This window comes from Massilia sp. UYP11 (assembly GCF_050434805.1).
Lineage (GTDB): Bacteria > Pseudomonadota > Gammaproteobacteria > Burkholderiales > Burkholderiaceae_D > Telluria.
Genome location: NZ_JBNDJE010000026.1, coordinates 24,413 through 50,545, shown reverse-complemented (window position 1 = coordinate 50,545; position 26,133 = coordinate 24,413). Strand labels below are relative to the sequence as shown.

The 26,133-nt window shown below is 64.5% G+C and carries 22 protein-coding genes and 1 tRNA gene; 12 read left to right on the top strand and 11 right to left on the bottom strand.

Annotation, left to right across the window (positions count from 1 at the left end; all coding sequences use genetic code 11):
- The 3 genes from ABIB38_RS22260 to ABIB38_RS22250 form a co-directional block, all read left to right on the top strand.
- Positions 1–273, top strand: a 273-nt coding sequence (locus tag ABIB38_RS22260; protein WP_429206880.1) for a hypothetical protein, incomplete at its 5' end; no start/stop codon positions are given.
- Positions 274–698: 425 nt separating this feature from the next.
- Positions 699–2,402, top strand: coding sequence for a hypothetical protein (locus ABIB38_RS22255; RefSeq protein ID WP_429206878.1), 1,704 nt, complete (start codon positions 699–701; stop codon positions 2,400–2,402).
- 184 nt (positions 2,403–2,586) lie between these two features.
- Positions 2,587–2,841: a hypothetical protein gene (locus ABIB38_RS22250; protein WP_429206877.1), complete on the top strand. Its 255-nt coding sequence runs from the start codon at positions 2,587–2,589 to the stop codon at positions 2,839–2,841.
- Positions 2,842–2,986: 145 nt separating this feature from the next.
- On the opposite strand, the gene ABIB38_RS22245 is transcribed toward ABIB38_RS22250, so the two are convergent.
- Both ABIB38_RS22245 and ABIB38_RS22240 read right to left on the bottom strand, forming a co-directional pair.
- A tRNA-Phe gene (locus ABIB38_RS22245) sits at positions 2,987–3,062 on the bottom strand.
- 53 nt (positions 3,063–3,115) lie between these two features.
- Positions 3,116–3,601, bottom strand: coding sequence for an acyl-CoA thioesterase (locus ABIB38_RS22240; RefSeq protein WP_429206876.1), 486 nt, complete (start codon positions 3,599–3,601; stop codon positions 3,116–3,118).
- A 165-nt stretch (positions 3,602–3,766) separates the two neighbouring features.
- Here ABIB38_RS22240 and epsC point away from each other — a divergent pair, with 165 nt between their 5' ends.
- Both epsC and ABIB38_RS22230 read left to right on the top strand, forming a co-directional pair.
- Positions 3,767–4,708, top strand: a complete 942-nt coding sequence (epsC, locus tag ABIB38_RS22235; RefSeq protein WP_429206875.1) for a serine O-acetyltransferase EpsC — start codon at positions 3,767–3,769, stop codon at positions 4,706–4,708.
- Positions 4,709–4,808: 100 nt separating this feature from the next.
- Positions 4,809–5,504 (top strand): alpha/beta fold hydrolase, encoded by a 696-nt coding sequence (locus ABIB38_RS22230; RefSeq protein ID WP_429206874.1) that lies wholly within the window; start codon positions 4,809–4,811, stop codon positions 5,502–5,504.
- Position 5,505: 1 nt separating this feature from the next.
- Here ABIB38_RS22230 and uvsE read toward each other — a convergent pair whose 3' ends face one another.
- From uvsE to ABIB38_RS22210, 4 genes are all read right to left on the bottom strand, one after another.
- A complete protein-coding gene (uvsE, locus tag ABIB38_RS22225; protein ID WP_429206873.1) occupies positions 5,506–6,414 on the bottom strand; it encodes a UV DNA damage repair endonuclease UvsE in 909 nt (302 codons plus the stop codon).
- A gap of 154 nt (positions 6,415–6,568) precedes the next feature.
- A complete protein-coding gene (locus ABIB38_RS22220) occupies positions 6,569–7,489 on the bottom strand; it encodes a CAP domain-containing protein (RefSeq protein ID WP_429206872.1) in 921 nt (306 codons plus the stop codon).
- A 241-nt stretch (positions 7,490–7,730) separates the two neighbouring features.
- The gene (locus ABIB38_RS22215; protein WP_429206871.1) at positions 7,731–8,315 is read right to left on the bottom strand and encodes a lipocalin family protein; all 585 of its coding nucleotides are present in this window, start codon (positions 8,313–8,315) and stop codon (positions 7,731–7,733) included.
- A gap of 196 nt (positions 8,316–8,511) precedes the next feature.
- Positions 8,512–10,404, bottom strand: a complete 1,893-nt coding sequence (locus ABIB38_RS22210; RefSeq protein WP_429206870.1) for a tetratricopeptide repeat protein — start codon at positions 10,402–10,404, stop codon at positions 8,512–8,514.
- A 164-nt stretch (positions 10,405–10,568) separates the two neighbouring features.
- Between ABIB38_RS22210 and ABIB38_RS22205 the strand changes: the two genes are divergently transcribed.
- Positions 10,569–11,444, top strand: coding sequence for a class I SAM-dependent methyltransferase (locus ABIB38_RS22205; protein WP_429206869.1), 876 nt, complete (start codon positions 10,569–10,571; stop codon positions 11,442–11,444).
- A gap of 88 nt (positions 11,445–11,532) precedes the next feature.
- Here ABIB38_RS22205 and ABIB38_RS22200 read toward each other — a convergent pair whose 3' ends face one another.
- Positions 11,533–11,877, bottom strand: coding sequence for a zinc ribbon domain-containing protein YjdM (locus ABIB38_RS22200; RefSeq protein WP_429206868.1), 345 nt, complete (start codon positions 11,875–11,877; stop codon positions 11,533–11,535).
- A 308-nt stretch (positions 11,878–12,185) separates the two neighbouring features.
- Here ABIB38_RS22200 and ABIB38_RS22195 point away from each other — a divergent pair, with 308 nt between their 5' ends.
- The 6 genes from ABIB38_RS22195 (at position 12,186) to ABIB38_RS22170 (ending at position 22,317) form a co-directional block, all read left to right on the top strand.
- Positions 12,186–13,244, top strand: a complete 1,059-nt coding sequence (locus ABIB38_RS22195; RefSeq protein ID WP_429206867.1) for a LacI family DNA-binding transcriptional regulator — start codon at positions 12,186–12,188, stop codon at positions 13,242–13,244.
- A gap of 280 nt (positions 13,245–13,524) precedes the next feature.
- On the top strand, positions 13,525–15,810 hold the full coding sequence (locus ABIB38_RS22190) for a TonB-dependent siderophore receptor (protein WP_429206866.1): 2,286 nt from the start codon (positions 13,525–13,527) through the stop codon (positions 15,808–15,810).
- Positions 15,811–15,873: 63 nt separating this feature from the next.
- Complete coding sequence (locus ABIB38_RS22185; RefSeq protein WP_429206865.1) at positions 15,874–17,691, top strand: alpha-amylase family glycosyl hydrolase; 1,818 nt, start codon at positions 15,874–15,876, stop codon at positions 17,689–17,691.
- 45 nt (positions 17,692–17,736) lie between these two features.
- The gene (locus tag ABIB38_RS22180; protein WP_429206864.1) at positions 17,737–18,687 is read left to right on the top strand and encodes a PfkB family carbohydrate kinase; all 951 of its coding nucleotides are present in this window, start codon (positions 17,737–17,739) and stop codon (positions 18,685–18,687) included.
- 11 nt (positions 18,688–18,698) lie between these two features.
- Positions 18,699–20,054, top strand: coding sequence for an MFS transporter (locus ABIB38_RS22175; protein WP_429206863.1), 1,356 nt, complete (start codon positions 18,699–18,701; stop codon positions 20,052–20,054).
- Between the two features lie 607 nt (positions 20,055–20,661).
- Positions 20,662–22,317, top strand: coding sequence for a methyl-accepting chemotaxis protein (locus ABIB38_RS22170; protein ID WP_429206862.1), 1,656 nt, complete (start codon positions 20,662–20,664; stop codon positions 22,315–22,317).
- A gap of 248 nt (positions 22,318–22,565) precedes the next feature.
- Here ABIB38_RS22170 and ABIB38_RS22165 read toward each other — a convergent pair whose 3' ends face one another.
- From ABIB38_RS22165 to ABIB38_RS22150, 4 genes are read right to left on the bottom strand one after another with little or no spacing between them, the layout of a single operon-like run.
- Entirely contained in the window at positions 22,566–23,228 is a 663-nt protein-coding gene (locus ABIB38_RS22165) for a GAD-like domain-containing protein (RefSeq protein ID WP_429206861.1), read from the bottom strand.
- Positions 23,225–24,325 (bottom strand): polymorphic toxin type 15 domain-containing protein, encoded by a 1,101-nt coding sequence (locus ABIB38_RS22160; RefSeq protein WP_429206860.1) that lies wholly within the window; start codon positions 24,323–24,325, stop codon positions 23,225–23,227. Before ABIB38_RS22160 ends, ABIB38_RS22165 begins: the two co-directional genes overlap by 4 nt.
- A 2-nt stretch (positions 24,326–24,327) precedes the next feature.
- Positions 24,328–24,681, bottom strand: coding sequence for a DUF4150 domain-containing protein (locus ABIB38_RS22155; protein ID WP_429206859.1), 354 nt, complete (start codon positions 24,679–24,681; stop codon positions 24,328–24,330).
- A 9-nt stretch (positions 24,682–24,690) separates the two neighbouring features.
- Positions 24,691–26,121, bottom strand: coding sequence for a DUF2169 family type VI secretion system accessory protein (locus ABIB38_RS22150; protein ID WP_429206858.1), 1,431 nt, complete (start codon positions 26,119–26,121; stop codon positions 24,691–24,693).
- Positions 26,122–26,133: the final 12 nt, after the last annotated feature.

Genomic DNA, 26,133 nt, shown 5'->3' with positions numbered 1-26,133 from the left:
GATGCAAAGACGCCCATCCTCGCACTCAAGGAATGGCAACAAAGACGGCCGGAATTATTCGTTAAGCGGGTTTATGAACAGGCGGGACTTGACACCTACCGACACAAGGATTTTCAATATTCGCGCCGCGTCTGTCACGGCCTCAGCGATTTGCCGGGCAGAGGTTCTGCTATTGCTCGCCGATCTGGCGTGGAGCGTTGCCGATACAACACGGCGGCAGGCCCGCTGGCGCATCGCGCTGTGGTTCTGCCTGTCCATACCGTATTCCCTTAACAAACATAATGGCCGCTCGGGTTGGCGAAATCCGCGCAATAGACGGGCAGTGGAACGGTCGGTTCAAGTGCGCAAGGAGCAGGGGCTAGATAACTTCCTGATGCAGCGGTGTCCGGTTCGCCACATAGTTTGTTGAGAATTGCTGAGAAGACCGGCAGAGGACAATCCGTGGTGGCCGAACTCGACTACAAGGTCCAAAACTGCGAGGAGTGAACAACGTGACAAGTGTTATCTATTCTGTCACGATGCCTAAGAAAAACATTTTTGCGCTACAGGTATTGTCCTACCATCGCCGGGTTGATGTCATATCGACATCGCGAGCCTGACGCATCGCGGCCGGGTTACAGCACATTCTGTTCAGAAATCCCATTATTTTCTTATGGCAAGATATACTTTTCCCATTGCAGAAGCGAGGGAAGAAAAAAATGGGACTGTTCGGAAAACGGCTGAATTTGGATTCACTCAAGAACGCAGCCTCCGCTGCAAAAGACAAGCTGGAGAGTGCCAAGGACACATTGCAGGACTCGGCCAGCGGATGGAATGCCAAGGCCGGTGAAGCCGGTAGCAAGATCGCTCAAATGGCCGCTGAGGTCACCAGCAATGCCGCCGATGCTGTGCGTGAATTCGACTACGAGGGCGCCAGGCAGCATGCCCACTCGGCAGCGTCCGGGCTGAGGGAGAGCGCCGGTGAAATGGTCGGGAAAGCAGCGGATACAGTGCGCAATTTCGATCTCGATGAATCTAGGGAAGCTGCTGTCAGTTTCGCAAAGGAATCGGCAAACAAATTTCATCATTACATTCGCAGTACCTTCGAGGTGGACAAGTCCACTTTCGAGATGGTCAACGACATCCGTAACAAGCTTCCCGTCCCTGCGCAGTCTATGGAAGATATCTACGAGCAATGCCGCAACGAAGCGGTGCGTCGGGCGATAGCGGCGTTCGTGCTGGGGAACATCTTGGACGATAAAAGCCAGGCCAAGTATGACAAGCTTACCGACAGCTACGATACCTTCCGTACATCGCGCCAGGATCTGGTCGGTGACAAGCATGAAAACTATGGCGCCCTGAAACCTAACAGAAATACGCCGGATGGCACCGTTTTCGAAAACGGCTACAACCCAGACGCGCCGCTGGTCTATGAAAAATCCCGCGGTACCAAAGTTTCCGTCGACCATGTCACTTCGAAGAATGAGATCTTCCAGAGCATGCTGTTGAAAGCAGGCCTCACCGATAAGGAACTAGGCGACGTGATGAACGATCCGCGCAACCTGGTGTATGCGAACCGCAATCTGAATAGCCAGAAAAGCAATCTGGACGTCTACGACTGGCTCGATAAATTTGGCAAACCCCATCCTACCGATCCGAACAAGGTGATCGTCACCATCAAAGGATCCGGCGAAGAGCATGTGGTGGATAAACGGGCCATTGATCAGGCCTATGCCGACAGCAAGCAAGCGTATCGCGATGGCCAGATCGAAGCGGTGAAGGGAATTGCGGGCTCAATGGCCGTCACCGGCGCCACCATGGCGGCGCAACAAGTGGTGGGCCTGATCGTGGTGGAGACCATTGATGTCTTCATGGACGAGCTCAAAAAGGTGAAGCTGGTTTCCAGCGCCGGGATGATCGATGAATTCAGGGACAGCAAGGACCGGATTGCAGCCCGCTTGAGCGAGCGCTTCGAGGAGCGCCAGATCTGGGCCAAGGCGAAGGCGCTGGGCATGGAGGCGGGGGTTTCGGGCGCCCTGAGCGTGATTCCGCAGATACTGATCTCTCTGATCCTGAAGATGCCGGCGTTTATCTATTCCATCATCCGCGAAAGCACGCTCAGCATTGTGCGCTGTGTCCGTGTATTGGCCAGTGACGAACCTGACAAGCTCGCCGCTTTGCAAGTGATCATGCTTGGAACCGCATCGGCGGTCGCAGGGGTCTATGTGCAGCGCGTGATCAGTCAAGGAATCGCGTCAGTGCCCCTGCTCAATAAATTCAATCCGCAAGTCTCCGCAATTCTTTCGGGCATGTTCATCACGGCCATCCCTTTGGCTGCCATCTATACCTTTGAGCAAAACAAACATCTTCTGGTTCTCAAACTAAAGGGTGCGCAAAGAGAGGAGATGCCACAGGCTGTATAGCACAAATTTTCCTCTTATTAATTTTAGCGTGTTTTAAAATGGCATTGAAAAGTCGACGAAATCCTTAAAAAGTCGTTCCAGAGCATTTTTCACTCTGTACTCCCAGGAGGGATCAGGCGGCGCATAGGTCGTGCGCATTATGAAACAATTAACAAACTGTAATAATTTAAATCGAAAGAGTGAAATGGAAGTTTGGATCAAGTCGCTTGAAGTAGCGATGCAGGTAAAGCAAAAGGGGATCGAGCTGGAGGTTCGGAGTAAGGATGGCACGACCCAGCTGGGAGATTGCTACGCCACAATGACCGGTTTGGTTTGGTGCAACGGCAAGAAAAAGAAAGAGAATGGAGTGAAGGTGAAGTGGGAAGATTTTATTGCAGTGTGTGCGTCTGAAGAAGCACTCAAAGCTGCTGTGAAGGCGGCGAAGGCGGTCACGCCCTGAATGGCGTAACACTCCATTCGCAATTCGCTTGAATCGTCATGCCGCACGGAGTTGCGCACGGATCCGGAAATGGACCGGACACGCTGACGTTTAGTCGCAGATGCAAAAACGCCAACCTGCATGGGTTGGCGTTCTAAGAAATTCTTGGTGGCCCGGGGCGGAATCGAACCACCGACACAAGGATTTTCAATCCTCTGCTCTACCAACTGAGCTACCAGGCCAAGAGGCCGCAATTATAGCAGCGTTTGCGGCGGATAAACAATCCCGCGCCGCCTCACCCTTTGGGCGAGATCCGCTGCGCGTGGTCGCGTTCCAGCGCCAGGCGCGACTCGCGCCGGCCCTTGGCTTCCTCGAAGCGGCGCAGTTCATCCGGCGTCGACGGTTCCAGCGGCGGGATCGGCGCCGGCTTCTTGTCGTCGCCCACCGCCACCATCGTGAAGAAACAGCTGTTCACATGGCGCACCACCTTGCTGCGGATGTCCTCGGCGATCACCTTGATCCCGATTTCCATCGAGCTGCGGCCGGTGTAGTTCACGGCGGCCAGGAAGGTCACCAGCTCGCCCACGTGGATCGGCTGGCGAAAGGTCACCTGGTCGACGCTCATCGTGACCACGTAGCGGCCGGCGTAACGGCTGGCGCAGGCATAGGCGACCTGGTCGAGCAGTTTCAGGATGGTGCCGCCGTGCACGTTGCCGGAAAAGTTGGCCGTGTCGGGCGTCATCAGCACCGTCATGCTGAGCTGGTGGGAGGGCAGGTTCATGGTCGTGTCATTACAAAAGAAAATCAGTGCTGGATGTTGCCTTAGAAACTGCCGCACGGCAAGTTCTGCCGTTGGCGGGGACTGTTTTCGAGCCGGTCAAAGCAGACATATCGACATACCAATAAAATCATAGTCATTGAAAAACGAATCGTATAGGCTCGGCGAATGAACAGCGAATTTTTCCATCAAGGCGGATCGGTGCAGTGGCACCTCGGACCCGTCATCGAGGCACTGCGCACTTCGCGCGAATCCACCCACAATATCCGGCACCAGGGCAGGGTACGTGAACTGCCGTCACGCGAAGTCGTGCGCCAGATCGTGGACGGCATTTCCGCGGCGCTGTTCCCGACCCATTACGGCCGCCCCGACCTGAACGACGAAAGCATCGACTACTTCGTCGCCGACACGCTCAACGTGGCGCTTGACCGCCTGGCCGAGCAGGTGCGGCGCGCGCTGCGCTTTTCGCCCGCGCATTCGCCTGATTCGTCCTTCGAGCACGACCAGACCGAGGACGCCGTGCTGGCCGAGCGCGCCCGCGCCATCACGCGCGAGTTCGCCGCCAGCCTGCCCGCCATCCGCGCGCTGCTGGTGTCCGACGTGCAGGCCGCGCTGGCCGGCGACCCGGCCGCGACCTCGGTGGCCGAGATCATGCTGTGCTATCCGGGCACCATCGCCATCCTCTACCACCGCATCGCGCATTGCCTCACCCGCCTCGGCGTGCCGTTCCTGGCGCGGGTGACGGCCGACATCGGTCATTCGCTGACCGGCATCGACATCCACCCCGGCGCGCAGATCGGCGGCAGCTTCTTCATCGACCACGGCACCGGCGTCGTCATCGGCGAAACCGCCGTCCTCGGCGAGCGCGTGCGCCTGTACCAGGCCGTCACGCTCGGCGCCAAGCGCTTCCCGGTCGACGACAGCGGCGCCCTGGTCAAGGGCACGCCGCGCCACCCGATCGTCGAGGACGACGTCGTCATCTATGCCGGCGCCACCATCCTGGGCCGCATCACGATCGGCGCCGGTTCGACCATCGGCGGCAACGTCTGGCTGACCCAGAGCGTCCCGCCGGGCAGCAATGTGTCGCAGGCGCAGATGCGCAATACCTGAGTCAGCCGATAGCGGCGCGGAAGCGGGCCACCACGCCCCAGGAAGGCGGCCCGACGGGCGGCCCGGCGCGCCCGTCATCGCGCTTTGCTATGATGGCGCGATGACTATCCTGCTGGTTCCCGGCTACATGCTCGACGAGACGCTGTGGGACGGCATGCGCGACCGGTTGGCCCCCTTCGGCCCGCTGGCGCATGCCGACCTGCGTCACGATTCCACCATCGAGGACCTGGCGCGCCGTGCATTGGCCGAGGCGCCGCCGTCCTTCATCCTGATCGGCTTTTCGATGGGCGGCTACGTCGCGCGCGAGATGGTGCGCCAGGCGCCCGGGCGCGTGCGCGCGCTGGTGCTGATCGCCACCTCGACCCGGCCCGATGCCGACGCCGTCCGTCAGGGCAAGCGCACGGTGGCGCGGGCGGCGCCGTCGGTCTCGTTCGCGGGGCTCAGCCGCACCGCGATCGCCAGCTCGCTGCATCCGCGCGAAGCGGATAACGAGGCGCTGGTCGAGCGCGTGCGCATGATGGGCGTGCGCCTGGGCGGCGCGGCGTTTCGCAACCAGTCGATGGTCGAGCGGCCGGGCGACCTGCACCTGCTGGGCGAGATCCGCTGTCCGACGCTGGTGGTGGCGGCCGGGCACGACCGCCTGCGCAGCCTGGAAGAAGCGCGCGAGCTGCATGCGGGCATCGCGGGGGCGCAGTTCGCGCTGGTCGAGGATAGCGGCCACATGATCCCGCTCGAGGCGCCGCAGGCATTGTGCGACGTGATCGTGCCGTGGCTGGCGCAACTGCCGGACAGCTGAATCAGGCCGGCGTGAACCTTGAACACCAGCCATCGAGGCCGCGGATCGCCTCTTCCTTGAGCTTGGCCTCGATCTCGATATATGGCGCGGCGAGGTAGGACGAGGGCATCGTCGCGATCAGGTCGGAATGCTGGCGGTCGTTGAAGCCCTCGCGGCCGTTCGAGATATGCACCAGCTGGTGGGCCGGGTCGGGCCAGGTGGCGCGCGCCCTGGCCACCATCTCGGCCACGCTCGGATGCTCGTAGCTGTCCAGCTTTTCGTGGACGATGTGGTGGTGGGCGTCGAACACCATCGGCACGCCGGCGCGCACGCACACGGCGTGGATCTCGTCGGCGCTGTAGGCGTATTCGTCGTTCTCCAGGCCGATGCGGCGGCGGATCGCGTCCGGCAGTTCTGCAATGCGCGCGACCAGATTGTCTTCGCGGTCGGCCTTGCCGCCGTGGATTTCCAGCAGCGCCCAGGGCGAACACGGCTGGTCCAGCAAATCCATGATGTCGGCGTGCATCTGCAAGATCTTGATGCTATTGGCGACCACGTCTTCCGAGTCCGAACTGAGCACCACGAACTGGTCGGGGTGCATCACCAGGCGGATGCCGCGCTCGCGCGCGCGCCGGCCCGAGCGGCCCAGGGTTTCCTTGAACTGTTGCAGGATGTGCAGCCCGAACGGCGTATCGGCAAACGGGAAGATCGACGAGGGCATGCGGTAGAGGGCGATGCCTTCGCGCTCGCAGTAGCGCAGCGCATTGTCCAGGGTCTGGATATTGTCGCGGTAGATATCTTCCAGCAAGCGGCGCTGGCCCTCTTCAGAATGTTCGAGCAGGCGCTTGCGCGTGAGCGCGCGGTAGCGCACGTCCTTGGAAACGGTGATGCAGACGAGGCCGAGTCGTGGTTGCGGGGCTGGCTGGGTCATGTGTTCCGGGCCGGCGCGGCGGGACGCGCACGGGAGGTTGATGTTGAGGGAAGTCTATCCGAAGCAGCTGTCGGGAGAGGTTCAGCGCGGGACGCAATCCGGGTCGAAGGCGGGGCAGGCACGGCGGCGGCCCCTTGACGGCCCTCGTTCGGGCTCAGCGCGGCGTGCCGAACACCTGGGTCCAGTAGATGATGCCGGCCTGCCGCTGCGGCGTGACGCCATAGGCGGCGCCCATCTCGGTGAAATCGCGGTTCATGATGTTGGCGCAATGTCCGGGGCTGTCGAGCCAGCCTTCGACGACTTCGCGCGGCGAACGCTGGCCGAAGGCGATGTTTTCGCCCACCCGGCGCCAGCTGTAGCCGGCGCGCAGGACGCGGTCGGCAGCCTGGCTGCCATCCCTGGCGCGGTGGCTGAAATAGCGGCGCGCGGCCATGTCGCGGCTATGGGCCAGTGCGGCATCGCCCAGCGCGCCGTTCCAGCTCAGGGGCGGCGCCGCCGGGAACGCTTGCTCGCCGCAGGAGCGGGCGCTGGCGCGCGCGGCATTGACTTCATCCAGGATCGCGCGGCCGGCTTCGCGCCAGTCGGGATAGGTGGCCGAGGGCAGCGGTGGCGCCGGAAGCGCCAGCACGACGGTCCAGGTCGCGCCCTCGCGGTAGCTGCCCACCGCCGAGAAACGGTCGCTCAGCAATACCTTGCAGTATTTTTGCGCCAGCACCGTCATGGCGGCCTGGGCGTCCTCGGGGCCGGTGACGTAGACCGCCTGCGCCTGCGCGGCGGCATAACCGGCGCGTTCGAGCGCGGATTCGATGAAGGTGCCGGCGCCGATGCGCACCTGGGCCAGGGCGGGGTGCGGATCGAGCGCGGCGGCCGGCGCGGCGGGACGGCCGTCGCAGGCGCCGGGATCGGCGCGGTAGGCATTGACCAGCGTCGCCAGCGGATCGTCGCTGCTGGCGGGCGCGGAGACGGGAGCAATGGAGGCGGCGGCCAGGGCGGCATGCGGCGCCAGCAGCGTAGCCACCGCGGCCGAGGTCGACAGGATAAGACGGAACGCGGGAGAGAAAATCGGACCGGGCATCGAACTCTTCAAGGACTGCAGGGCAGCCGGCGGGGCCGGCGCACGGTGTTGGCTGGGGATATTACCTATGCGGAAAGAATTACGGACGGCGAAACACCGACCGGATCTCGGCGCCGTGTGCGAATCCCGCTGAAATTGAAGATGGGGACGCCTGCCTGGATTTCCAGGCCTGCTGGGTCGTTCGTCGGCGCTGACGGCAAGGACCGGCGGGCGCCGCCGACGTCCGTTAGGCTGCCAGAACCTATCGCCCGGGCTGTTGCAACTGGGTTTGCGAAGTGCGCACCAGCCTGGACACATCCAGTCCCTGGGCCGCAAGGCGGGTGAGCAGGGCGTCGTAGTCGGCTGGGTCGACTTGTGGCGTGCGCGACAGGATCCACAGGTATTCGCGTTTGGGTTCGCTGACCGCGGACAACTGGTATTTCTCGTCGAGGTCGATGACCCAGTAATCCCCCCACACCATCGGGATGAAGGACAGGATCGCCGGCGCGAAACGCACCTTGAGCTTGGGCGAGGTGGCGCCGCCGAGCTGGCGCGCGACGCCATCGGCCACGTCAAACTTACCTTCGGCAGTGCGGCAGCGGTTGACGACTTGCACACGTCCATCCTTGCCCAGGTTGTAGCTTGCGGTGGTGTCTCCGACGCATTTTTTCTGGAAATCGTTGGGGAATTTCGCGATCTCGTACCAGACGCCCATGTAGCGCGGCACCACCAGCGATTCGATCGGCTGCAGCGGCCGTGCGCTGTCCGCTGCCAGCGCCGGAACGGCGCACAGGGTGGACAGGACCAGGGCGGCGCACGACGCGAAGAACGAAGGCTTGGCGTTCATCGAAACCTCTTGTCAATATTCGGGCTCCTAGCATAAATGACAATGGCATTGCTGTGTCGCATGACTTGCATGCGCGCCGCATGACGGCGGCCTGCCTGCACCATGGCGGATGCGGAAGATGCGACACAGATGAGGACGGCCGGGCGCGCAACGCCCGGCAAGGCCCGATCACGCCGCGTCAAGATGCGTCCAGGGTCTAGAGTGCAGACAGGGCCGGCCCGTCCGGCTTGCCAAGCCAGGTGGTCGCAAACTGCTTTTGCACGGCCGCCAGCGCGGCTTCGTCACCACGCTTGCGGTACACCTCCATCAAGCCGCGCAACGCCCAGCCATTGCTCGGGGTGCGCGCCAGCGAATCACGGAAGACTTTTTCGGCTGCGTCCGGCTGTCCGCTGCGCAGGAGCGCCACGCCGAGCGACTGGCGCACCGGGTAATACCAGTAGGGCGGCTCCATGTAGGGCAGTGCGTCCTGCACCGCGATCGCCTGGCGGTAGGCGTTGATCGCGCGCGGCAAGTCGCCCCGGGCGTCGGCGATCCGGGCCTGGGCCACCAGGCGGGCGGTCTGGACGATCTCGCGGCCGGGAATGTTCCATTCGTTCACCGGCTTGAAGTCGCCCTTTTTCTCGATCTTGTCGAGCGCGGCGACTTCACGCGCGGCCGCATCGAATTCGCCCTTGCGCGCATGGCCGACGGCGCGCGCGTAATGCCACATCGCCCGAACGAGCACGAACCGCGGGCCCGGGTCGGGCAGCGCGAGCAGGGTGTCCGCATCGCTGAACTGGACGTGCGCGAAGTAGGGCGCCGACTTGACCGGCTGCAGCGCGCCGATGGCTGTCAGGAGGTCGGGCGTGATCACCTTGTCGAGCTTGCCTGCGGCGTCGAGTGCGGTAGCGCCGTCGCCGCCCATCAGGGCCGACACCATCACGAAGTGGATATTGTGCGGGTAATAGGCGCCCCGGTAGACGGGATCGCTGGCCGCGTCGGCAAAGTAGCGTTCGTCGACGGCGACCGCCTGGACATTCGCGCGCAGTGCTTCGCGGTACATGCCCAGCCGGTAATAGATATGCGAGGGCATGTGCACGATGTGGCCGGCGCCGGGAATCTGGCTCGCCAGCACGCGCGCGGCGGGCAAGGCTTTTTCGGGCCGGGCCGAGGCTTCCATCGCATGGATGTAGTAGTGGGCGGCCCCGGCATGGGTCGGGTTGCGCGCCAGGACCTTCTCGAGCGCGGCGACCAGTTCGGCCGTGCGGTTCTTGGGCCGGGCGCCGCCGTTCGCCCAGTAGTCCCAGGGCGACAGGTCCATCAGCGATTCGGCGAACAGCACCTGGATGGTGTCGTGGGTCGGGAAGTCACGCGCCGCCTCGGCCATGGCGTCGGCGTAGGCCTTGTCGAGCGCGGCGCGGTCGGCGCCGGGATCGGCGCTGTAGCGGCGCGCCACGGCGCGGATCAGGGCCTGCTCGTCGGGCCGGGTGCGCGGCGCCAGGCGCTCGGCCTCGGCCGCGGCGGCCACCGCCGGCGCCACGGCCTCGGGGAACATGGGGGCGTTGATGTTCGGGCCCAGCACCAGCGCCTCGCCCCAGTAGCACATGGCGCAGTTCGGGTCGGCGTCCTGCGCGGCGCGGAAGGCGCGCGCCGCTTCGGCGTGGTTGAAGGCGAAGGTCAGGCGGATGCCCTGGTCGAAATAGGCCTGGGCGCGCTTGCTGGCGGTGGTGACCGGCACGTGCAGCGTGCCCAGGTTGTCGTACAGGGGCGGCGGCGCGGCCTGGCCCGGCTTGTCCGCGGCCTTGGCGTCCGGCCTGGCCGGCGCCTGCTGGCCCGGGGCGAAGGGACGGGTCTCGGTCTGGGCCTGCGCCCGCACCAGGTGGGCCAGCAGGGGCGGCGCGCCGGCGCGCGCCGGCGCGCAAGCGCCGCCGGCCGCGCCTGCGAACAGCGGGTCGAAACCGGTATTGGCCGTGCCGCGTCCCGACCAGAGCGACGGCATGGCGGCGAGCGCTACTGCGCCGATCACGACAAAGGCAAGGACGACGATTGCGGCAACGGCGGCGACGCCACGCGATGCAAGGCGCGATGAAAAGAGGCGCGGTTTTTTCATGACTCCCTCCCGGTGCGGCGCGGTGCCTGCAGTGTCAGTGTCATTGGAGTCACATCGGCGGACCGATTTCCCACTTCGGGATTGAGAAGGCACAAGGCACGGTGCCGAACCACGGGTGGCGTGGCCAGTCATATCGACAACATGCCTGCTCAAGGAGGACGATCATGACCCAGCCCGCCCACCCCGCGCCGTCGTCCCAGCCGGCGTCGGCCGCTCCCGGTCCCGATCTCGCGGCGATCAAGCAGCGCCAGCAGGCCACCTGGGCCAGCGGCGACTTCGCCGTCGTCGGCGTCACGCTGCAGATCGTCGGCGAACTGCTGGCCGAGGCCGTCGACGTGCGTGCCGGCGAGCGCGTGATCGACGTCGCGGCCGGCAATGGCAACGCCACGCTGGCCGCGGCGCGCCGCTTCGCCCGCGTCACCTCCACCGACTACGTGCCGGCGCTGCTCGAGAAGGGGCGGGCGCGCGCCGCCGCCGAGGGCCTGGCGGTCGACTTCCGCGAGGCGGACGCCGAGGCGCTGCCGTTCCCTGACGCCAGTTTTGACGTGGCATTGTCCACCTTCGGCGTGATGTTCGCGCCCGACCAGGCGCGCGCCGCCGCCGAGATACGGCGCGTGGTGCGACCAGGCGGACGCATCGGCATGGCGAACTGGACGCCCGAAGGCTTCATCGGCCAGCTGTTCAAGGTGGTCGGCAAGCACGTTTCGCCGCCGGTCGGGCTGGCGTCGCCGCTATTGTGGGGAAATGAAGACTATGTGCGCCAGCTGTTCGGCGCCGACGCGCGCCAGGTGCGCATCACACCCAGGATGTTCAACTTCCGTTACGCGTCGCCCACGCACTGGCTGCATGTGTTCCGCGATTACTACGGACCGCTGAACCGGGCGTTCGCCTCCCTGTCGCCGTCTGCCGCCGACGCGCTCGAACAAGACCTGCTGGCCCTGGTCGACCGTTTCAATACGGCCGGGCCGGATTCGGTGGTGGCGCCGGCCGAATACCTCGAGATCGTGCTGACCCGCGAGGCGGCAGGCTCGCTGCACTGAGAGCCCATCCCGGTAGGTGGAGTCGTCCCTGCCGCGCCTGGCGCGCGTGCCGGCGGCAGAAGGCTGAAGGCCCCTGCACAGGGGGCGCTCATACCTTGCGCACGAATTCCGTCTTGAGGCTCATGGCGCCGAAGCCATCGATCTTGCAGTCGATGTCGTGGTCGGCGTCAACCAGGCGGATGTTCTTGACCTTGGTGCCTTGCTTGATCACGCTGCCCGAACCCTTCGGCTTGAGATCCTTGATCACGGTGACGGTGTCGCCATCCTGGAGGACATTGCCTGACGCGTCTTTGTAGACACGCACGCTATCGGCGGCGGCCGCGGCCGCCTCGGCCGGCCACTCATGGGCGCATTCAGGGCACACATACTGGCCGCCGCCATCTTCATAGGTATAGGCGGATTGGCAGTGGGGGCAGGGAGGAAGGGTGTGCATGTGAACCTTGAAAATCATCGGCGGCGCTCGAGGGCCGCAATCGGGAAGCAGATGGGCAAACGCCGCTCGGCAGCGGCTGCGCGCCATCGGACGGGCGCCGCATGTCCGGATCGCATGCCAGCCGCACGCACGGCTGCAACGAACTCCGGCCCGGCGCCGATCCCCATCAGTTGCCGTGCATAATACATCAGTGCTTCCCCGGTCAGCCCGGCCACCCCCGACATCGCGTCATCCCGCGTGCCTGCTTTGCGTGGCGCCGGGCCTGTCATACAATCCATTCTCCCTTCGGAGCTCAACGAAATGGATGTATGGCGAAAGCAAGGCAGGACCGTGATGGACAACACGCGGCGCAAGGCCGTCTTCAGATGGCCGACATCGCCAGGCTGGCTGGCGTGTCGACCGCCACCGTGTCGCGCGCACTGAACCATAGCCCGCTGGTCAATGAAGAAACGCGTGGGCGCATCCTCGAGCTGGCCTCGTCGCTCAACTATTCGATCAACATCGGCGCCCAGAACCTGCGCCTCAAGCAGAACCGGACGATCAGCGTCCAGATTCCGGTCGATCGCGATACGCACCAGAACCTGACCGACCCCTTCCTGCTGACCATGCTGGGCAGCCTGGCCGATGCCCTGACGGAACGCGGTTTCGACATGCTGTTCTCGCGCGTTGGTACGGACGAGATCGGCAAGGCGGCGGCGCCTTACGATTCCGGGCGCGTGGTCGGCATCATCATGGTCGGCCAATGGGGGCGCCACCGGGAACTCAACGAGTTGGCGGCGCGCAAGGTGCCGCTCGCCGTATGGGGTGCGCAGTTGCCGCAGCAACTGTACTGCTGCATCGGCAGCGACAACGTCGGCGGGGGCAGGCTGGCCACCGCCCACCTGCTTGCGCAAGGCCGCAGGCGCATCGCCTTCTTCGGCGATCTCGCGCTGCCCGAGCCGGCGCAGCGTTACCGCGGCTATTGCGCAGCGCTGGAAAGCCATGGGATCCCGGTCGATCCGCGCTTGCAGGTGTCGGGTTCCTTCCTGCCGGGCGGCGGCAAGGAGGCGGTCGATGCGCTGGTGGCGCGCGGCGTCGATTACGATGCCGTCTTCGCGTGCAGCGACCTGCTGGCAATGACCGCCATCGACAGCCTGCGCGCGCATGGCCGGCGCGTTCCGGACGATGTGGCCGTCGTCGGCTACGACGACATCGACCAGTCGGCCTATTTCCACCCCCGCTTGACAACGATCCGCCAACCGATCGGCGCCGCCGGTCGCGCCCTGGTCGAAGCCTTGCTGGCCCAGATCGACGGCAGGCCGGCCGCGTCGATGGAGTTGCCGACCGAGCTGGTGGTGCGCGCCAGCGCTGGCGAAATCCCGAACTGAAGGGCATGCGGCGCCGCCCGCGCGCATGCCCGACTGAGTCGGTTGCAAACGATTACAGTTAATTGCAAGCACCCCTTCGACTTTCTCTCAACTCCCGTCTGCGAATCCCGGTATATGCCCTACGTTGGCAAGATGTCTCCAAACAGCCACATGCGGAATTTCGATTGCAATCGATTGTAATGCTTTAAAAAAGTGGTGATAATGAAGTCACAGGCGAGCGCTACGGCGTCAGACAAGCCGTAGCGCAGCATGCTGTGTAATAAATACAACGGAGGAGACTATGAAATTCCCATGCACCCGATTGGGGGCGGCGGTATCGCTCGCCCTGTTACAAATGAGCGGCGTCCATGCCCAGGAAACGCCGGCGCCGTCCCTGCAGACCGAGGACGGCCTGCAGCTGGAGCGCGTGGTGGTTACCGGCAGCGCCGTCGGCACCTCGAAAATGAAGTCCAGCGTATCGATCAGTACCCTCGATGCCGACACCATCACCCAGACCGTTCCGACCAGCGCCGCCGACGTGCTGCGTTCGGTGCCGGGCGTGCGCTCCGAATCCTCCGGCGGCGAGGGCAATGCCAACATGACGGTGCGCGGCGTGCCGATTTCGGCAGGCGGCGCGCGCTATGTCCAGATCCAGGAAGACGGCTTGCCGGTACTGCAGTCGGGCGACTTCAACTTCATCACCCCGGACGCCTACGTGCGTATCGACGGTTCGCTGTCGCACCTGGAAGTGGTGCGCGGCGGCTCGGCATCGACGCTGGCGACCAATGCCCCGGGCGGCATCATCAATTTCATCGGCAAGACCGGCGAGGAAGAGGGCGGCAGCATCAGCCTCACCTCGGGGCTCGACTACGATGCGAACCGCGTCGACGCCGACATCGGCGGCAGGCTGGGAGCCAGGACGCGTTTCTTCGTGGGCGGCCATTACCGCACCGGCGAAGGCGTGCGCAAGACGGGCGTGACGAGCGAACAGGGCGGCCAACTGCGCGCCAACCTGACCCATGAATTCGACGGAGGCTATGTGCGGGTCTCGTACAAGCACCTCGACGACCGCAGCCCGACGGCGCTGCCGGTACCGGTGCGCGTCACCAACGGCCGCATTTCCACGATCGAAGGCATCGACCCGCGCACCGTCACTTTCTACTCGCCCTACTGGGTGCCGGACGTCGCGCTCGACAGGAACAACAGCCTGGTCGCCCACGACGTCAACGATGGCATGCGCGTGCGCAGCGACGCCTTCGGTCTCGAAGCGGAGCTGGCGCTCGGCCAGGGCTGGACCCTAACCGAACGCCTGCGCAAGTCGCGCAACGAGGGCCGCTTCCTGGGCGTCTTCGCCGCCAACAATGGCACCGTCGGCAACTACACCTTCGCCACCGGCCCGCGCGCCGGGCAGCCCTACGCGGGCCGGGCCTTCTCCGCAGTCGTGTTCAACACCTCTATCGACGACGCCGGTTCGACCATGAGCGACACCAAGCTGGCCAAGGATTTTCAACTGTCCGGCGGCGCCCGCCTGAGCCTGACGGGCGGGCTGTATGCATCGGTCCAGGACCTGGGCCTGACCTGGAACTTCAACGAATACCTGATGCAGGCCAGCGGCGACAAGCCGGCACTGTTGCAAACCGGGAACGCGACGCCCGGACTGGTCGGCCCGGCGTTCGGAGGCTGCTGCTCGCGCGTGGTCGACATGGAATACCGCTACTTGTCGCCCTATGTGAACATCGGTGTCGAAAAGGGCCCGCTGAACGTCGACGCCAGCGTGCGCCACGACCGCCAGAGCGCCCGGGGCAGCGCCAACATCGCCACCGCGGCGCAGCGCTACGAACCGTCGACCGTGCAAGCGGTGGATTACGACCTGAGCCACAATTCGTACTCGCTGGGCGCGAACTACCGCGTGACGAAAGCGCTCGCCGTGTTCGCCCGCGCCAGCGAAGGCGTCGCCTTCAATGCCGACCGCATCCTGTTCGGCAACCCGCTCGACGGCAGCACGCCGGTCAGCATCAACACCGTGCGCCAGCTCGAGGGCGGCGTGAAATGGCGCAATGGCCCGCTGAGCACCTTCATTACGGCCTTCCACGCCAAGACGCGCGAGAGCAACTATGAAGTGACCACCCGGACCACCACCGCCAACAGCTACGAAGCGAAGGGCGTGGAAATCGAGACGGCCTGGCGCCGTGGCGCGTTCCAGCTCAACGGCGGCCTGACGCTGACCGACGCCGAGATCGTCGGCACGGCGCCGGGCGACGAAGCGGTCATCGGCAATACGCCGCGGCGCCAGGCGCGCGCGGTGTACCAGCTGGCCACGAGCTACGAGGTCGGGCCGGCGCTGTTCGGCGCCAGCCTGGTCGGCACCGGCAAGTCGTGGGCCGACGACCAGCAAACGATCCGGATGCCGGCCTACCGGACCGTCAGCGCCTTCGTCAACTATGCCGTCACCCAGCGCGTCATGCTGTCCGTGTCGGCCAATAACCTGTTCGACGAGATCGGCTATACCGAAGTCGAGGGCAGCGGCCATGCCGCGCGCTCGATCAGCGGGCGCTCGGTCAAGGCGACGGTCAAGTATTCCTTCTGATGTATTCCTTCTGATGGCCAGCCGGCGCCCGCATGGGCGCCGGCTTCTTATCCTGCTTCGACGATGACCGATTTTCCTTCGCCAGAACCGCTGCTGGCAGCGCTTCCGGCCGCACGCCGGGACGAAGTGGCGCGCCGCTACGCCGTCCTTGGCCCGCTCCTGTACCGGCGCCTGGCGAGCGTCTACGGGGACCTGGCCGACTTCGACCGCTGGTATGGCGGCCTGCTGGCCGCACTGGGCGCACTGCACGCGGCGCGGCCGGACGAGCTGCTGGCGCTGGATGCGCGCCGCGAGCAGGATCCCGGCTGGCTCACCCGCCAGGACATGCTGGGCTACAGCGCCTATACCGGCCATTTCGCCGGCAACCTGCGCGGTGTGGAGGAACGGATCGGCCACCTGAGCGCGCTCGGCGTGACCTACCTGCACCTGCTGCCGTTCCTGCGCGCGCGCGCCGGCGAGAACGACGGCGGCTTCGCCGTGGCCAGCTTCGACGAGATCGAGCCCGCGCTCGGCACCATGGATGACCTCGAGCACCTGTGCGCGCAACTGCGCCAGTCCGGCATCAGCCTGTGCGCCGACTTCGTGCTGAACCACGTCGCCGACGACCATCCCTGGGCCCGGGAAGCGGCCGCCGGCGACCCGGCCCGGCGCGATTTCTTCCATGTCTTCCCGGATCGCGCGCTGCCCGAGCGCTACGAGGCGACGCTGGCGCAGGTCTTCCCGGAGGCGGCGCCAGGCAACTTCAGTTTCGTGCCGAACCTGGGCTGGGTCTGGACCACCTTCTATCCTTTCCAGTGGGACCTGAACTATGCCAACCCGCTGGTGCTGACGGAGATCGTGGGCGCGCTGCTGCGCCTGGCCAACCGCGGCGTCGAGGCCTTCCGGCTCGATTCCACGGCCTTCCTGTGGAAGCGCGAAGGCACCGGCTGCATGAACCAGCCCGAGGTGCACGCCCTGCTGCAGGCATTGCGCGCGATGGTCGCGATCGTGGCGCCCGGTGTCCTGCTCAAGGCCGAGGCCATCGTGCCCACGCGCGAGCTGCCGGCCTACCTCGGCGCGCCGGACGCGCCCGAATGCCACCTGGCCTACCACAGCACCCTGATGGCCGCCAGCTGGGCCGCGCTGGCCGAGCAGGACGCGGGCCTGCTGCGCAGCGTCATCGAAGGCACGCCCGCGCTGCCCGCGGGGGCTTCCTGGCTGACCTATGTGCGCTGCCACGACGACATCGGCTGGAAGATCCTGGCCGACGAGGCCGGGTCGACCGACCGGCTGGCAGCGATCGCGGACTTCTTCCATGGCGCACCCGGCAGCTTCGCGGCCGGGGTGCCGTTCCAGGCGGGATCGAAGGCGGCAGTGCATGCCACCAATGGCATGGCCGCCGCGCTTGCCGGGTTCGATACGGCGCAGGGCCCGGTCGCGCGCGAACTGGCGCTGCGCCGCCTGCTGCTGGTCTACGGCGTGGCGCTGGTCTTCGGCGGCATGCCGCTGGTGTACATGGGCGACGAGTTGGGCATGGGCAACGATCACGCTTACCGGGACGACCCCGAGCGCGCCCACGATACGCGCTGGGTACAGCGTCCCCGGCTCGATGCCGGCATCCTGGCGCGCCGCGACGAGCCCGATGCCTGGGCCGGACAGGCATTCGCGGCATTGTGCGCGCTGTCTGCGGAGCGCCGCCGCACTCCGGCGCTGGCGGCGTCGGCGCCACGTGCGCTGCTCGACGCCGGCGACCCCGCGGTGCTGGCCCTGGCCCGCGGCGAACGCTTTCTCGGCCTGTTCAATTTTTCCGGACGCAGCGTGGAGGCGGCGCCGCCGGCCGGCCTGGACTGGCCGGAGCGGGTCGTGCTGGAACCGTGGGGCATGCGCTGGCTGCAGCGCTAGCCCTGCGCCGACCAACAAAGCATCCATAAAACAGAAAACATATCTATGAGACAGGATAGCCAAAACGTCGCCGTATTCGGCGAAGCATTGGTCGATGAATTCGCGGACGGCCCGGTGGTTGGCGGCGCACCGTTCAACGTCGCGCGCCACCTGGCGGCCTTCGGCGCTTCGCCCCAGCTGTTCACGCGGATTGGCCAGGACGCCAACGGCGCGCTGGTGCGCGCGCAGTTCGGGCGCTTCGGTCTGCGCGAAGACGGGTTGCAGATCGATCCGGCCCGGCCCACCGGCCGGGTGGTGGTCGAGCAGCACGGCGGCGAGCACCGTTTCGTGATCCTTCCCGACCAGGCCTGGGACTACATCGCGGCGCCGGCCCTGCTGCATGCGCTCGGCCATGCCACGCCCGCCCTGGTGTATTTCGGCACCCTGGCCCAGCGCGCACCGGCATCGGGCGCGGCGCTGGCCGGGCTGCTGGAAGCGACCGCCGCACCGCGCGCACCGCGTTTCCTCGACGTCAACCTGCGCGCCGATCAGGTGGGAGACGATTGCGTGCTGGCCTCGTTGCGCCAGGCGACTATCGCCAAGCTCAATGAAGAAGAATTGCAGCGGGTGCATGCGATGCTGAGCGACGTTCCTCCCCTGGGTGAGGACATCTTCGGCGCGGCGGCCGCCGCCGCTTGCGCCGGCCTGATCGCGGCGTTTGGCCTGCGCGGCCTGGTGGTCACGCTCGGCGAACGCGGGGCATTGTGGTTCGGCGCCGACGGCACGCGCCTGCATGCGGCGGCGGCGCCGGTCGACGCCCTGTGCGACACGGTCGGCGCGGGCGACGCGTTTTCCGCCGTGTTCGTCCTGGGAAGCGTGCTCGAGTGGCCGATGCAGACGATACTGGACCGGGCCGTGGCGTTTGCCGGCGCCATCTGCGAGGTACGCGGCGCCGTGCCGTCCGACCCTTCCTTCCATGCACCCTGGCGTGCGCGGTGGTTTGCCAGCCCTACCTGAAAGAGGACGCGATGCAACATCAACCCCATATGTCGTTCTGGCAGATCGTGAACATGAACGTCGGCTTTTTCGGCATCCAGTTCAGCTTCGGTCTCCAGCAGAGCAACATGAGTCCGATCTACAAGTACCTCGGGGCGGACGAAGCGACGCTGCCCCTGCTGTGGCTGGCGGGGCCCGTCACCGGGCTGATCGTGCAGCCGATCGTCGGCGCCATGAGCGACCGCACCGTCACCCGCTGGGGCCGGCGCACCCCGTATTTCCTGATCGGCGCGATCTTTTGCAGCCTGGGCCTGCTGTTCATGCCCTTCAGCCCGACCTTGTGGATGGCGGCCAGCCTCCTGTGGATCCTCGACGCCGCCAACAATGTGACGATGGAGCCGTACCGCGCCTTCGTCAGCGACAAGCTGGCGCCACCCCAGCATTCGCTTGGCTTCCTGACCCAGAGCGCGTTCACCGGCCTGGGACAGACACTGGCCTATCTGACGCCATCGCTGCTGGTCTTCTTCGGCATGGACCGGGACGCCACCAACGACAGCAACATCCCGCAAGTCGTGGTGGCGGCGTTCATGATCGGGGCCGTGGTGTCGATCACGAGCGTGCTGTGGTCGCTCAAGACCACTCCCGAGCTGCCGCTCGCGCCGGAGCAGGTGGAACGCTTGCGCGCGCACCGCATCGGCATCAAGACCGTGGCGGCCGATATCTGGCAGGCCCTGCGCGAGATGCCGCCCACGATGCGCCAGCTGGTGGTGGTCAATCTGTTCCAGTGGTATGCACTGTTCTGCTATTGGCAGTACATCATGCTGTCGCTGTCGACCACGCTGTTCGGCACCACCGATCCGGCGAGCGCGGGTTTCCGCGAGGCCGGCCTGCTGAACGGCCAGATCGGCGCCTTCTATAACTTCGTCGCCTTCCTTGCCGCTTTCGCGCTGGTGCCGTTCACCCGCCGCTTCGGCGCCAAGCACATGCACTGTTTCTGCCTGGCGGTCGCCGGCGCGAGCATGCTGTCGATCCCGCTGATTCGCGAGAGCGCAATGCTATTCATCCCGATGGTGGGGATCGGCCTGGCATGGGCCAGCATCATGGGCAATCCGTATGTCATGCTGGCCGGCTGCATCCCGCCGGATCGGACCGGTGTCTACATGGGCATCTTCAACATGTTCATCGTGATTCCGATGATCATCCAGATCTTCACGCTGCCGCTGTTCTACCGCAGCGCCCTGGGCGGCAATCCGGAAAACGTGATCCGCCTGGCAGGGGCCCTGATGCTGTGCGCGGCGGTGGCGGTGTTGTGGGTGAAGATCCGGCCCGCGCAGCCGGTCCCCGGGGCCGACGGCGCAGGCAAGGGCAGCGCACTGCGCCCGTCATGAGAACCGGGCCGGGAGCCCCCGGCCCCGGCGCGTAATGGCAGTCATCCGGAATGCAGGGTGACCCTGCCTTCGAACGCGCTCATCAAGGACTGAACTTCCTCAGGCAGGTCTGCGCCGTCGTTGGCGACAAGGCGGCGCCAGCAATGCCTGGCATGCTTTCACGACCAAAGCGCGTCGTGGAAAGCGCGTGCGGCTCAGCCGCCATCCGGTCGAACGAGCGACCACACCGTCACGTGTCGTCGGTCGCTGCCGCCTAATCCAGATCATCAGACTAGCGTCGACCTGGGACTTCGCAGAAATATCGTCCTGTCTGTTCTGGTGCACGTGCTGGTGCGCTCTGGCGCAGCAATGCACCCGAATGGCGCATTCGTGCCATCAAGTAAGCGGTGTTTCCACTGTTCAATATTGGCACGCATTGTGCTTACCTGATGGGCACCACATGGACACCGCACCGCGCGGTACCGTGGGTGAACTTACATGCATATGCCTTTCGCCTCGCGTGAGCGCATATAAATTCCATATCGGCAACCCTTTCATGCCGCAGCTCGCTTGCCATCGGGCCACCAGAAGGCCCCACGATCTCGAGCACTTCCTCTTCCGTCGACAAATGAACCTCAAAGACTTCCGCATCGCTACCCGCCTCGGTATGGCTTTTATCGCCATGCTGCTCCTGAACTTCGCCCTGATGGCGGTAGCCGTGATGCGCCTGCAGGAGGTAGGTGTCGCCACGGCCGAGATGGAGGAGGCCAAGCACAAGGCCGACCTTGCCGCGCTCTGGTATTCGGGTAACCTGATCAACGATGCGATGACCGAGGCCCGGTTGCGCGCCGACGATGCGCAGGACACGAAGCTGGTCGACGACAAGATGAAAGCCAGGAGCGCCGACATCACCCGGATCAAGGACCAGCTGACCGCGACCGTCATGGGCGACGAAGGCAAGCGCATTGTCGAGCAAATCGCCGCCGCCCGCACTGTCTACATGGACGTGCGCAATCAGGTGTTCGCCCTGCGCGACAGCGGCCAGAGCATGCAGCAGGTGAGCGAGCTCATCGAGCAAAAAATGCGGCCGACGCTGGTCTCCTACGACGCCACGGTCGCCAGCCTCGCCGCGCACCAGCAGCGCCTGTTCGACGAGACCAAGGACAGGGTCGACCAGACCGTGGCCTCGAGCCGGACGATCCTGGTCGCCGTCGGCAGTGCGGCGCTGGTGCTCGGCGCCTTGCTCGCGTACCTCCTGAGCCGCAGCATTACCGTTCCCCTGCGCAAGGCGGTCGAGGTGGCGCGCTCGGTGGCCGCGGGCGACCTGTCGCGCAAGGACGAGGTGTACTCGCGCGACGAAACCGGCCAGCTGATGGACGCGCTCTCGAGCATGACCGACAACCTCAACCGGATCGTGGCCGGCGTTCGCGCCGGCACCGACACCATCGCCACCGGATCTGCCGAGATCGCGGCAGGCAACCAGGACCTGTCCGCGCGCACCGAGCAGCAGGCCGGCGCGCTGGAAGAGACCGCCTCGTCGATGGAAGAACTGACCAGCACCGTGCAACAGAACGCTGAAAACGCGCACCAGGGCAACGAGCTGGCCGCGCGCGCGTCCAAGATCGCGATCGAGGGCGGCAGCGTGGTCTCGCAGGTGGTGGAAACCATGGGCGCGATCAACGATTCGGCGCACAAGATCGAAGACATCATCTCCGTCATCGACGGCATTGCCTTCCAGACCAACATCCTGGCCCTGAATGCGGCGGTCGAGGCTGCGCGCGCCGGCGAGCAGGGCCGTGGTTTCGCGGTGGTGGCGTCCGAGGTGCGCAGCCTTGCGCAGCGTTCGGCGGCGGCGGCCAAAGAGATCAAGACCCTGATCGACGATTCGGTGGAGAAGGTGAACGTCGGCAACCGCCTCGTGACCCAGGCCGGCGCGACCATCCAGGAGGTGGTGGGGAGCGTCCAGCGCGTGAGCGGCATCATGTCGCAAATCGCGTCCGCCTCGAAAGAGCAAAGCGACGGCATCGAGCAGGTGAACCAGGCCATCGGCCAGATGGACCGGGTGACGCAGCAGAATGCGGCGCTGGTCGAGGAGGCGGCTGCCGCGGCCGCGTCGATGCGCGAACAAGCGGCCAGCCTGGCCGAAGCAGTGAGCATCTTCAAGATCGACGGCCCGGCCGCGCCGGCGCTGGCGGCCCCGGTCCGGCCGCAGCTGGAGCGGGCGCAACGGCCGCAAGGCAAGCCGGTACGCCCGGTGCCTGCCATGGCGGGTGGAGACCGCTGAGAACGATTCTGATCAGGAGCATCCGGGCGCGAGCCGGGCATGCGCCGGATGGACCGGGGGAGCCCGTGCCATGCCGGGCACTGGCTTTGTCGGGCAAAAAGCCCAAAGCTCCGGCTGGGGCTTTGGGATTTGACTGTTCGACCATTAATTACAAAAATATATGCCTGTGATGCCAGTTAACACGATTTTCCGAAAACGGGATTCTGATTAACTATCCGATGGCGTGCGATCTGTACAGCAGAGGAAAATTACGAATTAAGTAAATTGTCGAGGTCAACATGCGAGAACGGCAGTGTCGGTGAGGCGAGTTGACGAAGGATGGTCAAATGCACATCCAGGTTGAGCTTGGTGAGGTTTTCTAGACGCATCTTCCCGCCGAGCACGAGTGCAGGTTCGAAGCCATATAATTCGTCCGGCTCAAGTGGACCTAGTTTAGCCAAAGCGCGTTCAAAAAGTGGCTGCCCCGATTCATCCTTAAGGTCGCAGTGATCGGGTGACTTATTGCTGAAGAACACTCGTGCATCGAAATCCGGATCGTCCATTTCTTGCTTTAGGTTACTGCTAAACGCAATTATTGAGTTAATACTACATGCGACAGTTACGCTATCGCCCGTTTTCTCTCCCCACAGGTACAGGCACCCAAATGCGGTTCGAGCAATTGCATGAAAGCTATCAAGTTGCTCAAGTGGCGTGTCAGCAAGCCATTCATCTACTAGATCTTCATAGTCATCCGGATTAACTGTCCAGAACAAGCCGTTTGCATAGCCGCACCAACCTTCTGCCTGCCAATACTTTAATAATTGGTCCGGAAGCTTACCGCGCCATTTCTGGATAGCTTCCATTGGAACATCCGTCCGGCTGGTCGCTTCGCCAAACTCGTCTATAAAAAGTTCGAAGTCTTCGTCTCTCATCTCAGTCCCCTGCCGCGGCACGGCTCCAGTTTAACATTCATTTTTTGGTCTACTCTACCGCCTTCGATTGCCCTGTTTGCTTCCCGATCCATTCCGGAAATCCTATCGCTTTGATTCCAGCCACCGCCTATCGACGAGTTCACGTCTGCACGTCCCATCCCCGTGGAATTTGGGTGCATCCACCCGCCGGCCACCATGTCTGGATCGTGCAATGCCGCCAATTTGCTCATCACGTCTTTAGCACGAGCAGCAGCTTCTTGTTTTGCCTTTAGCGCTCCCATGCCCCCCTTTTGCAGACTTTTCTTGATATTTCCTGCAACTCTCTCTTCGAATAATTTACGCGCTGATTCCTGTGCCGAAGCCGCAGCTGGATTGCGATTCATCGCTCCAAATGCATCCCTTGCCGCTTTGTATTCGGTAACAGTCAGGCTATTGATTGCATCCTCTTGGCGTTTGAGTTGCGCGGCCATCTCCTTCAAATAGGCTTTCTGATCGGCTTTGCTCATCTGCATGAACTTCTTCTTGTCGAACGGATGGAAGCAGGGCACTTTATGCGCGCGCGCCTTGACCGTCACCTCTTTTTTCGGCTTCTTTGTGCCCGAAGCTGCTTCCCGCGCCTTCTCCGCTGCCTCTTGCGCTTCCCTGGCTTCCCTGGCTGCCTTGGCCTCTTTCGCAATCCTGGCCGTCTCTTCCGCTTTCCTGGCCGCCTGTAGCACTTCTTCCGCTTCGTGCGCCCCCTTGACGACCCGCGCTGCTGTTCCCGTTCCTTTCGCCATTCCGACTGCGCCCTTGGCGACCTTGCCGACGGTCGTGACCACCTTGCCGCCGGGGATCATGCTTGCCAATGCAAGGCCTGCCTCGACCGCCTCGCCTTCAGCCGCGTAGATGGCCGCATCCACCGCGCCTGTCACGACCGATAAGCCTGGAACGAAACTGGCCACGCCCAGCAAACCATGCACCCACGGGCTAGCCTTCTGCCACATGGTTTGTTCGGCTTCGGTTTCCGGCATGAGCGGCGGATTGGCGCCGCCGCCGTCCGGATCGATGTGCGTTGTCGAGGGCTTCGCCTGTTCGAGAATCACACCTTTGGTGGTCATGCTCAGCTCGCCAGATTCATGTCGCACTCGTCGCCATGCCGCACGACGTATTTTTTCTCCACCCGCACGGATTTGGCGCTGGCTGTCGCACGCACCTTGCCTCTGTTGACGCCGGACTTCATGCCGCCGCCCGTTCCGGCCTCGTTGCCGGTCACGGTGGCGACAACGCTGTCGTTGAGCAGGAAGACGGGATCGCCATTGAAACGGACCGACTTCGCTACTTCCACGCTGTTGCTCAGGTCCGCAACGATGGGGTAGGGAACCGGGACCATGTTCGGCCCCATCGGCGTCTTGCACACGTCAGGGAGCAGGCTGACGGCCAGGAAGATACTGTTCTTGCGGGCAGCAGTCGGCATGGATTCCTCTTAGACGGTTGGCGGCGATTCCTGGCTGGGCACGACTGTCAGGCGCGGGGGCGATGGGGGCTTGACGTCCTGCCCCCGAGCGCGCAGCGCCGCGACGTCGGCATGGGTCAGCATGCGTGCCTCGAGCACCCGCACACTGGGGGCGGTGGCGACTGTGGCGCGCCAGACGCACACGACGGATATCCTCTTTTCCGGGTCGCTGGCGTCCGGGGCTGCATCGATGATGAGCGTGTCGAGCTTCGCCGCCAGTTCGCCGATTCGTCCATCCTGGAACCGCACCAGCACAAACGGCAAATGCCCCGGCAGGGAGAAAGACAGGCAGGTATTGCCGGAGGCGTCGCGCTTGGTTGCCGCGCCCTCGGGGCACAGGTTGAACAGCGAGATTTGCTCGTCGCCGCCCAAGTGGGGTGTCACTTGCTGATCGACGGGCGCGCCATTCCAGTACCCAAAATCGAAGTCGGCGGGCAAATTCGGGTGACGTTCATCCTGCCATTGCTGGTCATAGGTCCCTGCCAGCCCTAAGCGCGGTCGCCAGCCGCGTCCAACGACGCCAAAGCCCTGCGGCGTGTATTGCTTGCCGAAGCGCCCTATGGGCTGGCTGGGCGCCTCTATCTGCGGCGCCGGCACGCATGCGAGCCTGGCCGCGTGCAGATACCAGCGCTCGGCGAAGCCACGACCAACCGGATTTTGTTCGTACACGCTGTGGGCGATTGCTTCATGCAAATCGCCCGCGCCGGCGTTGCCGGGTTGCGGCACGCGACCGGGCAAGCGATATTTTTTGTCCACCCGACTGGCCGCCTGCTCGGTGGCGAGAATCTTGTTTTCGCCGCCATAGGCGTATTCGTAGCGCAGGGGGAGGGTGGTGACAGGTATCGGCGCTGTCAGCTTCCAGCGCGGCAGCGTAAACAGGCTCAGCGCCCGCGTCACCGTGGGGCGTTTGCGCCATTCGCGCCCGCCTCTGATCAGCAGGACTTTGCGCAACACGAGAGGGCCTTCCAGCGCATGTGCCGTCAACCGGGCACACTCTTCCCGCCACTCGGCCATGCGTTCGGGTGAGGCGCGATACGTCGGATTAAGGCCGTGCGGCTCGGGCGGCAAATCCGGCGCGGTCGGCGCACTGTTGATCTTGAGGGCGACGCCGAACAGTTTGCTGGGTTTGCCCTGCGGGGCGCAGGCGTCGGCGATGACGATCACGTCCGTGTGCGGTTTGTAGGGCGCCAGGTCGGACTCTTGCCTGACGCTGGACTGGTTTGCTTCGCCGTGGAATTCGTCGGTCATCGCCAACGGCGTCTGTACGGGGGCCAGGGTGAGCTTGCCGTCGTCCCCTACCTCGAAAGTCAGGCGCATGACCACGCTGTGGAAGCGCTGGTCGTGCTGGTCCAGGCTATCGAACGCTATCGCGGGAAAAGGCGTAAGGTTGCGAAATTCCATGCGCGGGGGCCG

Coding starts and splice junctions, on each gene's coding strand:
- ABIB38_RS22255 (WP_429206878.1), top strand. CDS start 699: ATGGGACTGTTCGGAAAACGGCTGAATTTGGATTCACTCAAGAACGCA.
- ABIB38_RS22250 (WP_429206877.1), top strand. CDS start 2,587: ATGGAAGTTTGGATCAAGTCGCTTGAAGTAGCGATGCAGGTAAAGCAA.
- ABIB38_RS22240 (WP_429206876.1), bottom strand. CDS start 3,601: ATGAACCTGCCCTCCCACCAGCTCAGCATGACGGTGCTGATGACGCCC.
- epsC (WP_429206875.1), top strand. CDS start 3,767: ATGAACAGCGAATTTTTCCATCAAGGCGGATCGGTGCAGTGGCACCTC.
- ABIB38_RS22230 (WP_429206874.1), top strand. CDS start 4,809: ATGACTATCCTGCTGGTTCCCGGCTACATGCTCGACGAGACGCTGTGG.
- uvsE (WP_429206873.1), bottom strand. CDS start 6,414: ATGACCCAGCCAGCCCCGCAACCACGACTCGGCCTCGTCTGCATCACC.
- ABIB38_RS22220 (WP_429206872.1), bottom strand. CDS start 7,489: ATGCCCGGTCCGATTTTCTCTCCCGCGTTCCGTCTTATCCTGTCGACC.
- ABIB38_RS22215 (WP_429206871.1), bottom strand. CDS start 8,315: ATGAACGCCAAGCCTTCGTTCTTCGCGTCGTGCGCCGCCCTGGTCCTG.
- ABIB38_RS22210 (WP_429206870.1), bottom strand. CDS start 10,404: ATGAAAAAACCGCGCCTCTTTTCATCGCGCCTTGCATCGCGTGGCGTC.
- ABIB38_RS22205 (WP_429206869.1), top strand. CDS start 10,569: ATGACCCAGCCCGCCCACCCCGCGCCGTCGTCCCAGCCGGCGTCGGCC.
- ABIB38_RS22200 (WP_429206868.1), bottom strand. CDS start 11,877: ATGCACACCCTTCCTCCCTGCCCCCACTGCCAATCCGCCTATACCTAT.
- ABIB38_RS22195 (WP_429206867.1), top strand. CDS start 12,186: ATGGCGAAAGCAAGGCAGGACCGTGATGGACAACACGCGGCGCAAGGC.
- ABIB38_RS22190 (WP_429206866.1), top strand. CDS start 13,525: ATGAAATTCCCATGCACCCGATTGGGGGCGGCGGTATCGCTCGCCCTG.
- ABIB38_RS22185 (WP_429206865.1), top strand. CDS start 15,874: ATGACCGATTTTCCTTCGCCAGAACCGCTGCTGGCAGCGCTTCCGGCC.
- ABIB38_RS22180 (WP_429206864.1), top strand. CDS start 17,737: ATGAGACAGGATAGCCAAAACGTCGCCGTATTCGGCGAAGCATTGGTC.
- ABIB38_RS22175 (WP_429206863.1), top strand. CDS start 18,699: ATGCAACATCAACCCCATATGTCGTTCTGGCAGATCGTGAACATGAAC.
- ABIB38_RS22170 (WP_429206862.1), top strand. CDS start 20,662: ATGAACCTCAAAGACTTCCGCATCGCTACCCGCCTCGGTATGGCTTTT.
- ABIB38_RS22165 (WP_429206861.1), bottom strand. CDS start 23,228: ATGAGAGACGAAGACTTCGAACTTTTTATAGACGAGTTTGGCGAAGCG.
- ABIB38_RS22160 (WP_429206860.1), bottom strand. CDS start 24,325: ATGACCACCAAAGGTGTGATTCTCGAACAGGCGAAGCCCTCGACAACG.
- ABIB38_RS22155 (WP_429206859.1), bottom strand. CDS start 24,681: ATGCCGACTGCTGCCCGCAAGAACAGTATCTTCCTGGCCGTCAGCCTG.
- ABIB38_RS22150 (WP_429206858.1), bottom strand. CDS start 26,121: ATGGAATTTCGCAACCTTACGCCTTTTCCCGCGATAGCGTTCGATAGC.